The organism is Bradyrhizobium zhengyangense, from assembly GCF_022012435.1.
Classification (GTDB): domain Bacteria; phylum Pseudomonadota; class Alphaproteobacteria; order Rhizobiales; family Xanthobacteraceae; genus Bradyrhizobium; species Bradyrhizobium zhengyangense.
The window spans coordinates 1-11,802 of the sequence record NZ_JAKLUA010000051.1; the positions used below are offsets into that span (position 1 = coordinate 1).

Annotated in this window: 9 protein-coding genes and 3 pseudogenes; 2 read left to right on the top strand and 10 right to left on the bottom strand. The window is 58.9% G+C overall.

The annotated features are described in order from the left end of the window. The 9 genes and pseudogenes from L6637_RS41640 to L6637_RS42760 form a co-directional block, all read right to left on the bottom strand. Positions 1 to 470: TCP-1/cpn60 chaperonin family protein (locus L6637_RS41640; protein WP_276575822.1), on the bottom strand; the 470-nt coding region annotated here is incomplete at its 3' end. Between the two features lie 46 nt (positions 471 to 516). Next, positions 517 to 831 carry a co-chaperone GroES gene (locus L6637_RS41645; RefSeq protein ID WP_128955103.1) on the bottom strand — a complete coding sequence of 105 codons (315 nt, stop codon included), beginning with the start codon at positions 829 to 831 and terminating at the stop codon, positions 517 to 519. A gap of 1,249 nt (positions 832 to 2,080) precedes the next feature. Continuing rightward, positions 2,081 to 2,736 (bottom strand): annotated as a pseudogene (locus tag L6637_RS41650) (IS3 family transposase); the annotation flags it as partial. Positions 2,737 to 3,143: 407 nt separating this feature from the next. Next, positions 3,144 to 3,365 carry an aminotransferase class I/II-fold pyridoxal phosphate-dependent enzyme gene (locus L6637_RS42550; RefSeq protein ID WP_308421724.1) on the bottom strand — a complete coding sequence of 74 codons (222 nt, stop codon included), beginning with the start codon at positions 3,363 to 3,365 and terminating at the stop codon, positions 3,144 to 3,146. A 71-nt stretch (positions 3,366 to 3,436) separates the two neighbouring features. After that, positions 3,437 to 3,616 (bottom strand): annotated as a pseudogene (locus L6637_RS42555) (DegT/DnrJ/EryC1/StrS family aminotransferase); the annotation flags it as partial. A 1,410-nt stretch (positions 3,617 to 5,026) separates the two neighbouring features. Then, a complete protein-coding gene (gene aepX, locus L6637_RS41660) occupies positions 5,027 to 5,884 on the bottom strand; it encodes a phosphoenolpyruvate mutase (protein WP_128930179.1) in 858 nt (285 codons plus the stop codon). A 282-nt stretch (positions 5,885 to 6,166) separates the two neighbouring features. Continuing rightward, entirely contained in the window at positions 6,167 to 7,213 is a 1,047-nt protein-coding gene (locus L6637_RS41665) for a hypothetical protein (protein WP_128929790.1), read from the bottom strand. Then, positions 7,210 to 7,953 carry a hypothetical protein gene (locus tag L6637_RS42755; protein WP_308421720.1) on the bottom strand — a complete coding sequence of 248 codons (744 nt, stop codon included), beginning with the start codon at positions 7,951 to 7,953 and terminating at the stop codon, positions 7,210 to 7,212. The genes L6637_RS41665 and L6637_RS42755 overlap by 4 nt, the downstream gene beginning before the upstream one ends. An 8-nt stretch (positions 7,954 to 7,961) precedes the next feature. Further along, on the bottom strand, positions 7,962 to 8,384 hold the full coding sequence (locus L6637_RS42760) for a TlpA disulfide reductase family protein (RefSeq protein WP_308421721.1): 423 nt from the start codon (positions 8,382 to 8,384) through the stop codon (positions 7,962 to 7,964). Between the two features lie 968 nt (positions 8,385 to 9,352). On the opposite strand from L6637_RS42760, the pseudogene L6637_RS41680 reads away from it, so the two are divergent. Then, positions 9,353 to 10,501, top strand: a pseudogene (locus L6637_RS41680) (IS256 family transposase). Between the two features lie 501 nt (positions 10,502 to 11,002). On the opposite strand, the gene L6637_RS41685 reads toward L6637_RS41680, so the two are convergent. Continuing rightward, positions 11,003 to 11,164, bottom strand: a complete 162-nt coding sequence (locus tag L6637_RS41685; protein WP_232995617.1) for a helix-turn-helix domain-containing protein — start codon at positions 11,162 to 11,164, stop codon at positions 11,003 to 11,005. A gap of 441 nt (positions 11,165 to 11,605) precedes the next feature. On the opposite strand from L6637_RS41685, the gene L6637_RS41690 reads away from it, so the two are divergent. Continuing rightward, on the top strand, positions 11,606 to 11,802 hold a 197-nt coding region (locus L6637_RS41690; RefSeq protein WP_377803224.1), incomplete at its 3' end, for a transposase.

Sequence of the window (11,802 nt, forward strand, 5' to 3'; positions counted from 1 at the left end):
TCCTGGTCGCCGTTGGCCGAGATGGTGCCGACCTGGGCGATCTCGTCGTTCGAGGTGACCTTCTTGGAGTTCTTCTGGAGGTCTGCAACCACAGCCTCGACCGCGAGGTCGATACCGCGCTTGAGGTCCATCGGGTTCATGCCGGCGGCGACCGACTTGGCGCCTTCCTTCACGATCGCCTGGGCCAGCACGGTGGCGGTGGTGGTGCCGTCGCCGGCCGCGTCAGCGGACTTCGAGGCGACTTCGCGCACCATCTGGGCGCCCATGTTCTCGAACTTGTCGTCGAGCTCGATCTCCTTGGCGACGGTGACGCCGTCCTTGGTGATGCGGGGAGCGCCGAACGACTTGTCGAGCACGACGTTGCGGCCCTTCGGACCGAGCGTGACCTTCACCGCGTTGGCGAGGACGTCGACGCCGCGCAGCATCTTGTCGCGCGCTTCAACCGAGAATTTGACTTCTTTGGCTGCCATCTGGAATTTTCCTTAAGGTGTTTGACTGGAGGGAGGAGGGAGGCTCTTAAGCCGCCTTCTTCTTGGACTCGGCGACCTCGAGAACGCCCATCACGTCGCTCTCCTTCATGATCAGCAGGTCCTGGCCGTCGATCTTGACCTCGGTGCCGGACCACTTGCCGAACAGCACGCGGTCGCCGACCTTCAGGTCGATCGGGATCAGCTTGCCAGCTTCGTCGCGGCCACCGGGGCCGACGGCGACGACTTCGCCCTGGGAGGGCTTTTCCTTGGCAGTGTCGGGAATGATGATGCCGCCAGCGGTCTTCTCTTCTGCGTCGATGCGCTTGACCACGACGCGGTCGTGAAGCGGACGGAATTTCATGCAGTCCTCCTAATATTTGCACGAGTTGAGACTTCAACCTTGTGAGCAATCGATGCCTACGAGTGCTAGCGCAGACGCAGCTGAAATAGGACGGGGCTTCTACAGGAGCAAGAGCTTCCAGCAAAAAATCACACTCAGAAGTCGTCTCTGCCAGAATCATTTATCGTAGCTAACTGGCCCGGCCGCTATTAGCGCAGTGTGAGGTTGCCCTGCTCGGCCGAGGTCTGCACGATTTCGCGGCGGATGCTCTTGGCCTGGAAGAACGCTCAGACATTGGTGCGCTCGAGAGTCTTAGTAGTTGCTAAAGCCATTCTTGGTCTCATTGACTGCTCGGATACGGCTCCGGCCGAAACGAACCCTAGCGCTGATGAACGCGCGACGTAACAGGAGTTCGCCGGGCTTGCTTCAGTGGACGGAATTCTCATCGAGTTAGCCGCGACATCCGCAACAGCCAAGGAGTGTGAACAGGTTCGGGATGCCGTCTCGTTCTAGGCAAGCCGATCTTGAAAAATAGCGCCTTTTTTCATCTCGCTCCATCGCTAACCTTGGCAGTTGACCGGAGCTGGATGAAAGCGGCCAGGGGCCGGCGGCGACCTCTTCAAGGAGCTGAACGAAACGCCCGCGCGGGAGAACTGAATCAAGACGAGATCAGCGCTCACGCAAAGTTCAATCGCGCTTCGTCCGCCCTTCTTCCGCGGTGATGCTGATGATCGTATACGCATGCTTCTCGCGTCTTATATTGCGACGAGATGGGCTTCCGGGGAGGCAACGAGATGCAACGCCCCCGGTTTCACCGCATCTTCTTCAGACCGCTCGCGAAGAGTGGGGGCGGCACACGACTGGATCGGGGGATACGCCGAGTCCGCCCCCGCATCACCTTGAGAGGATTGGTGACGCGAGTTTGAAGGTAGCAAACAAGGCGATAGCGTAGCTACTGCAACTATCTCACACCAGGATGGCTCGCATGAGGGTTGAATCGGCCGTGGCGATAGGTTGTATGCTGTTGGGTCCTCGGGTGTCCCGGCTGTGCGGAGAGAAGAAATGCCGATTGTCACGACAGCGAGCGCAAGTGACGGACAAAGAACATTGCAGACAAGACGAAAGATGTGGTTCGGAGCCTAACATCCATCAGCAACAATGCTTCGATTTTCGCCGTTAGTCGCCCCGCTCAACGCGGTCTTCAATCTCGATAGTGCGTCAGACTGACCTCTTTTTGCGCTCTGATCTTCCCCCGAGAAAGCGGACGGGTTTAAGCGGCTTTTAGCTCCATCTCGATCGGAGGGATATATCCGATGGCGGAATAGAGCCTGGTTCGATTGGAGAAGCCCGCGATGAAGGCGAAGATGTCGCGCCGGGCTTCGGCACGGGTCTGGTACTGACGATGATGAACGAGCTCGGTCTTGAGGGTGTGGAAGAACCTCTCCATCGGGGCATTGTCGTAGCAGTCGATGCGTCAGGCCCGCGGCGGTAAGGGCCGCGCGATACTCGTGTGAAGCGTACTGCACTCCGCGATCGGAATGATGGACCAATCCGGCGTCCGGCCGCTGCTGGCGAAGCGCCATCGTCAGTGCGGAGGAGACGAGTTCGACCCGCATGTGATCCGGCATCGCCCAACCGACGATCTTGCGGCTGAAGAGGTCCATGACGGCTGCCAGGTACAGCCAGTCCTCCGCCGTGGGACGTAGGTGATATCGGCCAGCCAGACCCGGTTTGGGGCCGCGGCGGTGAAGTCGCGCGCGATCAGGTTTGGTGCGATCGGCAGATTGTGGCGACTGTCGGTGGTGCGGACGCGACATGGCGGCGCCATGATCGCCCGAATGCCATGCCGTCGCATCAGCCGTTCGATCCGGCCACGGCTGGCCCACGTCCCCGCGTCCGCAGGGCGGCGTGGACTCGAGAACTGCCGCTGGCTGCTCTCGCGATGGACCTGCCGGATCTCGGCATCGGCGTCGCCTGCGTGGTGGGCCGCCACGCCGCCGATGCCGGCTCCTGCCGGAATTTGTCTATCCAGCGGCGCAGCACCGCGCAGACCGAGCTCCTTGGCGACCGATCCGATCGATCGACCACTCGATACCGCCAGTTCAACGGCCTAGCGTTTGTAGTCCTCTGTGAACCATCGAAGTTGACGTTCTGGCATTCGATACCTCCGGGCTCTCTGAGCTACTACAGGTGTCCACTTATTCGGAGGAGGTGCAGAAGTCCTATCTCACGAGCGTCAGAAAGGCGCCGATGCATCAGCCGCTCAGAGCAGCCGTCATGGATTTTGAGGTGGTGCATGATCGCGTGCTGCGCGATCACATTGGCGTTCGAGGTCATATGTCCCTGCAACTTCCTGGCCGCAGAAACGATCTCCGGGGGGCTGCTAAATAGCCCAGTCGCCAGCGAGTGATCGCCAGTTCCTTGGAGAAAGCGTTGACCAGGATCGTCCGTGAACGTACGCCGGGCTGCGCCATGACAATCGATTCATGGCGCTCACGAGTGAATACGAAGCTGGAATAGCATTCGTCGGAAAAGATCCATAACTGGTAGTTGATGCGAGGCCTCCGATAGCTCGAAGGGTACTTCGATCATAGACTGCACCAGTAGGATTGTTGGGCGAGTTGACGATAATGGATTTCGTGCGCGGTGTACCAGCGGCGCGGATTGCGTCAATATCGGAATTATATCGGGGCGGGCGGGCATCAACGAACACGGGTTTTGCGCCAGCGAGAAGAACCTGGGACGGGAATGTCGGCCGGCAGGGACGAATGGCGATGGCCTCGTCACCCGGATCCAGCAGAGCCAACGCAACATTGAGCAGCCCTTGTTTTGCATCCGCTTCGAGACTCTAACTGCCGCTGGATGAACATTCAGTGGCAGGTCAGCAGTTATAACGATATCGTTCAAATGCCAGCCGATGCCGGTTTCCGATGACAGCTTTTCGGCAACGGCGCTGCGAAGCGGCGTCAGGCCGATGGCATCCGTATAGCGGTTTATCTTGGCCTTGATGGCGGCAATTGCCCCCTCGCGGGCCGATGATGGTGGATCGATGATCACTTCACCCGCCGCCAGATCGATGATCGGACGGCGCCATCGGCAGCTAACTTAGCTGCGTCACGAGCGGCGGCAGTGCCCGAACCTAAAAGCAAAGACAGTGGTTGCGCCAGCAGGCGCTCCTCCTGAGCTGATTGTGGTCTTTCACGATCGAACCACTCGGCCGCATTTCGCGATCTGCTCAGTCATAGGTCGCGCTTCGATTACGGCGAACTCCGCAGCAGATGAAGCCTCATAGCCACTCGAGATAGGCGCTCCCTCCTCAATCCAGGCAATGCGTCCTTTCGATTGAAAAGGGCAGCAGAACGTCCTCCCGCCGGAGTATCGGAAACCGCAACGCCAAACCAATGTGCTCGAAACCGCTACTGAGGCGGTGTTCACCAACAGCGCGCGAGCGACTCCGTCGTGGCCAATCGGCGTGGCACATCGGTGGAATGTGGAACCTGCGCGCCGGATGATCGTGTCAGCGAGCCGATCACGCCCTTCCACGCTAAAGGAGAGGACGCACTGACCGTGCTGCATTTCTGCGGTCGATTGTACAGCGCATTGATCACGTGCATTGGCAAGAACAGACTGTGATTCGGGTCGCATGCGGAATTCCTTGCAAGTGACGTGTGAGCAGTCGGGCGCACGTCGGTCAAATATTTGATGCACCGACGCCACCATATCAATTGATAAGTGTGGTAGTTGATCGCACAACCTGTAAGGCATTGGCTTCAGTGGAATGCGCTCTGCAATTCAAAGATCTTCGGTGCTGTCGATGGCGTAACGCCTGAGATCGTCGCATGCATGGCTGCGAGCTGCAACTTTCGAACAGACAAGCAAGAAGCTTTTCTGTGCGGGCCTTGTAGCTCCGGACTCGATGATATCGTGCAGGGCCGCAACGATTGTCGACCTCGGGGTAGCGCCCAGAATTGCACCTGGTTCATCGTCTTAAATGGTCGTGGTCTATTGGCGAGAGGGTTGCCGCGGTTTGTTTCGTGCGGAAACCCGGAAATCGAGCCACGATCCGACAGGAGAAACGATCGACCCTTTCATTAACGGAGCTGCTGCGGCGACATCCGTTGCCTGGCCGATCATCAGATACTTTAAGCGGGACTATCGACAAGGGCGATTGAACCGCAACAATCGATCGAGAACGAGATATCGGGTGGATGAAGACCTATCCTGGGTCAAGATATCGCTCTTCCGCGCGAGCGAGTTCGTCGTACCTTAATAACTCGAAGATCTCTTCAAGGGTCGCGATAGCTGGCTCAATGCTGGCAACGCCTTCCTCAGCGATAATGCGGCCGCAGACGTGCCGCATTGCCGCAGTCGCAGCTCGCATGGAGTGATTGGCCCAGATCACGGTAGAGATGCCGGCATCACGGTATGACGAGACCGGCGTTCGATAGTATTTTGTTGGAACGATTACGACAGGTCGGTGGTTCTGCCAGGAACTCGCGAACGAGAGTATCTCGTCCGCCGTGCTCTTACGCGAGTGAATGAGGATCGCGTCGGCTCCCGCAGCGGCGTAAGCACTAGCGCGTACCAGTGCTTCGTCCATTCCATGGCCGGCGATCAGGGCTTCGATCCGAGCCACGAGGACCAAGTCTTCCGCCACTGTATCCTTCACTGCCCGCAGACGGCCGGAGAATTCATCGATATCTGCGAGCGGATGCCGATCGCCAATGAACGAGTTCATTTTCGGAAAGCAGCTGTCCTCAAGCGCGACGCCGGCAGCGCCGCGCTGACGGAGTTTCCGTGCCAGCAGGCGTGCATTGTTGAAGTTCCCGAAGCCGCCATCACCGTCAACGAGCACAGGCAGTTCGGTCGAGTCGACGATCCGCTCGACCACGTCGACGAGTTGGCTCCATGATGCTTCGTTGGCATCTCGGTAGCCAAGAGAGGAGGCGATTGCGAGGCCCGACGCCCACAGACCTTTGAATCCCGCGCGCTTGGCGATTGCGCCGGAGAGCGCATCGTGAGCTTCCATGAGGAAGGAGAGGTCGCGGTTGGAGCAGATCTGAGCGCGCAGCATTTCTGCAAGTGAGGCGCATGGTTTAGGGCGGTTGCCGAGAACTGACTGTGATTGCATCGCGACTCCTTTGTTGGGACATGTGACCGGCGGACATTCTCGGGATGTTCTGCCAGTTCTCGATCGAGGTAAGCCGATCGCGCTCGTGTGGCTCAAGCGATAGCTGACATGCATTATCTAGATAAATGCTTAGACGTGGCAGTTGACCGAACGACCAAATTATTGGCGAGCGCTGTGGGATACTTCGGGGAGTTCGGTTAAGCCCTAACATCGCACCTGCCCTGATTAACTCGCCGATCTGCCGCTCGAGCGCTGCCCGCTTGCATACTCCCTTAACAGCCACTTGGTGGTTCTATAGCGGCCGACGTAAAGCTTGTAGTTGCGGAGCCGCGCCCGCCTCTTGGCGGATTGCCGGCCGGTGCTGCCGTCCTCGTACAGTGGCTCCATGCTTATGTCGAAGTCGAGGTATGGCATCACCGTAAGCTCGAGGAAGCGAGCGCCTTCGAAGTCTTTGCCGCTATGGGCTGGTTTGTAGCTGGCACGAATCAGCATCGAGCGCAGCAGCATGTGATCCTCGCCATAGATCTGGGTGAAGATCTTGCGCTTCGGCCAGACGATCGACCGGGCGATGATTTCATTCTTGCGTTCCACATAGGCGCAGGCCAAATCGCCGGCGCCATAGGCGCGCGCCGGGTGCTCCGTGGCATTGCCGTAGCCGCCATACTTGCCGAGCTTTTCGACCGGTCCTGACATGCAGCTGGACGGGCCGACAATATAGACATGCTCGATCTCGTCCGGTGTTCGCGCTAGCTTCAGTTCGAGGCCCTGCTGATCGGCCGCGAACAGGTTGGCGAGTTGGGTGATCTCGTCCGCGCCGACGAAGTCGGCAAGGTACTTCTGCAGGTAGGTTCCGACCTTCATCTGAGTGTGGAGGTCTCGCTCACCATTTTCCACGCTCTCGGTGAAGGCAATCTTGCTTTTGTCCTTCCTGGAAACATGCAGAAAATGGTCTTTGGGAATCTGGTCGGCCCACCAGACGCCGGACGCAAAGAATGGTTTTTGATATTCGCCCCGGTCGAAGCGGGCCTGCTCGCGGCAGCGCCAGTTCGGGTCCGGTCCCTTGCGCGGGATCAGTTTACGGTTGAGGGTATTGGAAAGCCCGATCTTTTTCGACCCCCGCGTCTCTGCGATGGTTAGCGCCGCCTTGCTGGCACCGTCGACGAACGGCACGAATGTCCCGGGGGCGGGCATTTCGACGATCTGGTACATCAGGCGATGCCCGGTGCCGGCGAGCTGCGCCAGATCGGCCTCTGTGATTTTATTGTCGCTCATGCGTCATTTTCACGCGTCTGAATACTCGCCCTTAGCTTTGGCGGTGAGGCGGAGCCAAACAAAAGCGCCTCTAAAGCCTTCTCAGTGCTGTACTTGGCCAGGGCCTGAATTAACGGCCGCACATAATACTGTCTCTCTTCTTCCTGTATGAGCTTCGAATCGCTCAGCGAGGTCAGTGCCAGTTCGATCAACTCGATCGCCCGTTCCTTGTTGCCGCTCTCGTAATAGTACTCAGCGATCGCCCCATAAGACCGGAACTTATAGCCATCGGCTTGCGGTGGATTCAGCCATAAAATGTGTTCAGCCAAATCCCTGCCCATTGCAAAGCGCTCGGCAAGGGGGAGGTGCGAGGCATCATTTGCCGGATCGAAGAGTTGGGTTAGAGCCACCGTCATCAATTCCTCGGACCCTTTATCGATCGCGTCACGAACCAATTGGCGCATGACGGGCAAGCCGGCCCGTAAGTCGCGAATTTTGTGAAGCAACAGATTGACATGAATCTCACGAAGGTCGATTTCGTCCGGCATCAAGACGAGCCCCTCTTGGACCGCCGAGAGCGCCGTCGTCCAATCCTTTGCCCACAGCGCCGCCCGAAGTTTAGCGTAGATTGGCGAGGTGGGCGTTAGCTCGCGGGCTACCCGTTGGTTCTGCTCAATCCGCTTCGCGTCGGCGGCTTTAGCTTCTTCGCTGGTTCGCCAGACCCCTTGAAGAACCTTCGGCAAAACATCATTGAGTTGCATTGGATGTCCTATGAACGCGATGTGGCCGTCGCGATCGACGACGAAAGAGATGGGAATCCCGGAGCAAAACTGGGGTCTCCCCAAAGCTGCTTCATCTCGCCTGTGAAGTCGAACGCAATCCGATAGTTCAGTTTCGGAGACGTTTCGGTCAACCACGCCTCCAACTTGGTTCTGGCCTCGTCCGCCGTTGGTGCTTCTTCGCCACATGCGACTCCGATGACCTCAACTCCGCAATCTTTATATTTCTCCTGCAGTTGAACGAGATAGGGCATCGCCGCCGTCATACATCGTCCGCACCTACTTGCCCAAAATTCGACAATGTAGACTTTCCCGCACTCGAAGTTCGCAAGGGGCTGGCCACGCAGCCAACTCCCCACCTTGATGGGAGGAGCCAAAGATTCCATGCGCAGCGCCACGTTGCTGTCCGACATATTATCAAACCCTACGCGACTTATTTTGACCGCTTGTCTCTAAGAAACGGGTGGAGAGCATCGATCGCGTGCGTGCACTCAGCACTCTTAGTACTGCGTGTTTGCAATGAGTGTGCCAGCGGTCGGAGCGCGTTAGGCCTATGATCGCACTTTTGAAAACCCCCCGGCGCCCAATTCGGGCAGTGTTCTGAACCAGACGCGTTTGGCGCCAATGTCACAAACTAGACACAGATCGCGCCTTGCGCCGCCTACAAACACTGGTGTGGCGGTTGTGAGCCGACTTACAAGTATAGCTGGTGAGCTAGACGGATGGTCCGACAAAGACGAACAGTGTGTCCGCCAGCATGGCTTGCTTCGATAGCTCCGACCAGCGCGCGACTTCGTTGTGTTGCACGTCTTAGGTTTAAAGGCATGCAGAAGGGAGCTACGCACGGCATGAGAAAAGCGGGGTAACGAGGCCAGTGCCGAAGCATGCCAGAAGCTCTCAAGGAGAGCGATATGCCGCGAAGGAGATTGCAAACATATCCCATTTCGTCAGCCCGACGAGATCGACGACCCAGTGACCAATGTCCTGCGCGCCGCGGCAACTTCTGGGCAAGCTATCACGAAATTATCTTGCCACGGTAAAAGGAGTTGAAGCCGACGAAAGCGCCGTGTCCTGTGGCATGGTTATGGTCCGTCGCGAACGATCAGGCCGGCAGCGGCCCGATCGAAGTAGCGCGGCCGAATGTCGCAACCGCGGGGCGGCTCGAGATGGCGAGCTGATTCCTGCGTGAGGTTTGTCTGGCGCCGAACCGGCGTCCGGCGAAGCGGCGATCGACGTCTTAGTGGAAAATTACCGCGCCAAGTAGGGCCAGGTGATCAGATTGTCTATCAATAATCGTGCCGCGCTGCTAACCTTCTACGGCTCTCTAGCCGAACATGGGATTCACTTGCGCACGACCACCCGCAACTTCCGAAACGACGAGATGATGAAGCTTCGCGCGCCCGTGGAGAAGGCCCCAGACCTGCGCGAGATGATTGGCTTTGCCGCCAACGGCTGATGAAGCTGGAGGTCGCCGTACAGACCGGAGCGGCCTACGGCGAGCAGAGTGCCAGCGGTTGAACTACGCATTCCCAAACTGCGCAAGGAAGCTACTTCCCGGGTTCCTGGAGCCGCGCCGCATGGCTAAGAAAGCGCTGAGCGCAGTGACGAGGAGGCCTACGTGCAGGGCGTCTCGAACCGCTCGGTGGATCATCTCGTGCAGGCCATGGGCATGACCGGGATCTCCAAAAGCCGGGTCAGCCGGCTCTGCGGTGACATCGAAGACAAGGTGTGAAGGCTTTCCTCGCCTGCCCGATCGAAGGCGACTGGCCGTATTTGCGGACCGACGCCACCCACCTGAAGGTGCACCAGAATAGCCGCATCGTCTCGCTCGCGGTGTTCCTCGCGGCCGGTGTCAACGGCGACGGCCGGCGCGAGATCCTCGGCATGGACATGGGCCCGTCCGAAGCCGAGGCGTTCTGAACGACTTTTCTGCGCAAGCTCGCCCACCGCGGCCTACGTGGCGTAAAGCTGGTTGTGTCCGATGCCCATGAGGGCATCAAGGCCGCCGTCAGCAAGGCGCTCAACGCGACCCGGCAGCGCTGCCGCGCGTCCCCTTCATGCGCAACGTCTTCGCGCATGCGGCAAGAGCCGGCCGGCGCGTCGTGTCCGCCTTCATCGCCACCGCGTTCGCCCAACACAATGTTGAAGCGGCCAGGGCGCAGTGGCGCAAGGTCGCCGATCAGCTCCGGCCTCAAACTGTCCAAGCTCGCGACCCTCATGGACGAAGCCGAGCTCGGCGTGCGAGCCTATATGAGCTTCCCGGCTCCGCACCACGCCAAGCTCCACTCGACCGATCCGATCAAGGGCCTCAACGGCGGAATAAGCGGTGGACCGAAGTCGTCGGCATCTTCCCAATGAAGACGCCATCGGTCGCCTCGTTGGTGCGTTTTTGCTCGAGCAAAACGACCAATGGGTCCTCCAGCGCGCCCGCTACATGACACTGGAAACCATCGCGTCATTGAGCGATCATCGTCGTTCTGCCCGCTGTGGCAGGCTGATGCCTTCCGACCCGCCGGAACATCGGCGGTGACCTGCCGCCAGCTACACCACGCCACGGAACACGATCCGCCCAAAACGCCGTGATCGACGGGCTGAGCCGTCGCCTACAGAACTGCCGCGCGCTCAGATATGCTCCACCAGCGAACTCTCCTTTTCCATGGAAGCTCACGATGCGCTCTCCAGCGTGATCCCAAGAACGCAGGGTTCGAAGCCCGTGGGCGGCGGGCCTACCAATTCTGCCTGCTCTTTCGGCTCGCGAGACGCCAATAAGGATCATGGAGCCAACTCATCGACATGGTCGAGCGGATCGTCGACTCGACCGCACGGCCTGTGCGCGTTCACGGTGATGGCTCCTTCGGCAATTTCAATAATGCGCGCCTGCTAGCACGAGAACTTCGTCAGCGCGGGCGTCCCGGGTGTCGCGTATGAAGGCCCCGGTGAGAGCCGACGCGAACTAGTTGCCAAGGCTCGCATGATGCCATCCACGCAGCATTCCCGGGACTTGAGGCCGTCGCGAAAGCTCGACGTCGCGCTAGTCCTTATCCTCGTCGCGCTCCTGCGACGGATCTGAGATCAGCTTGAGGCGTATCGCCTTGATGATACCCAGGACGCGGGTCCTCGTATCAAGCTCTTGCCGGGCGTTCTTAACATGATAATTGACCGTATTCTCGGTGATCTTCAGTTCCTTCCCCATGACGATCTCCCTTCTGCCCCCAACTGGAGGCATTGTTTTTCGCGCTCGGATAGCTTCACTGACGTATCGTGGTTCATGTTTTAGGCGCTCCGTATTACGACCAGATCGCAATCTCTAACCAGCAAGCCGCATGCCAGTTGGGGGCTTGAGAAAATCAGGCGACAAATGCTTGAGAAAGGGCGGACGATCGATTTGCGTCGCCTTAGCGGTCGAAGCATCGCGACATAAGTCGGAAACTCAACGTCCCCTTTGCAGCACCGGCGACATCAGTCGATATCGATCAAGAAGAGCGCGGCCTAGAATGGGACCGTTTTGCTCTCTTCATCTGCGGCGACGGCGCGGTGTGTAACTGAACAGTAACCGGCATGTGGCCCCCACCGAGCCGCCGCTCGGTTTGCGCTCGATAAAGCCTGGCATGAGCTGATCGGTGGAGGTGGAACGATGGCAAATGCCATGCTTGATGCCAGGCAGGAAGATGACGCCTATCGTCGCGTCGAGGTGATCACCGGGGAGCGCCGACGGCGTCGGTGGACTAGCGAGGAGAAGGCCCGGATCGTGGCAGAGAGCTTTGAGGAGGGTGCGAACATCTCCGAGGTTGCGCGGCGCAATGGCGTTTCGCGCGGGCTGCTTACGGTGTG

Bases quoted from the DNA above. Each gene is read 5' to 3' on its own strand.
- L6637_RS41645 (WP_128955103.1), bottom strand. From the start codon at position 831: ATGAAATTCCGTCCGCTTCACGACCGCGTCGTGGTCAAGCGCATCGAC.
- aepX (WP_128930179.1), bottom strand. From the start codon at position 5,884: ATGCTGCGCGCTCAGATCTGCTCCAACCGCGACCTCTCCTTCCTCATG.
- L6637_RS41665 (WP_128929790.1), bottom strand. From the start codon at position 7,213: ATGAGCGACAATAAAATCACAGAGGCCGATCTGGCGCAGCTCGCCGGC.
- L6637_RS42755 (WP_308421720.1), bottom strand. From the start codon at position 7,953: ATGCAACTCAATGATGTTTTGCCGAAGGTTCTTCAAGGGGTCTGGCGA.
- L6637_RS42760 (WP_308421721.1), bottom strand. From the start codon at position 8,384: ATGTCGGACAGCAACGTGGCGCTGCGCATGGAATCTTTGGCTCCTCCC.
- L6637_RS41685 (WP_232995617.1), bottom strand. From the start codon at position 11,164: ATGGGGAAGGAACTGAAGATCACCGAGAATACGGTCAATTATCATGTT.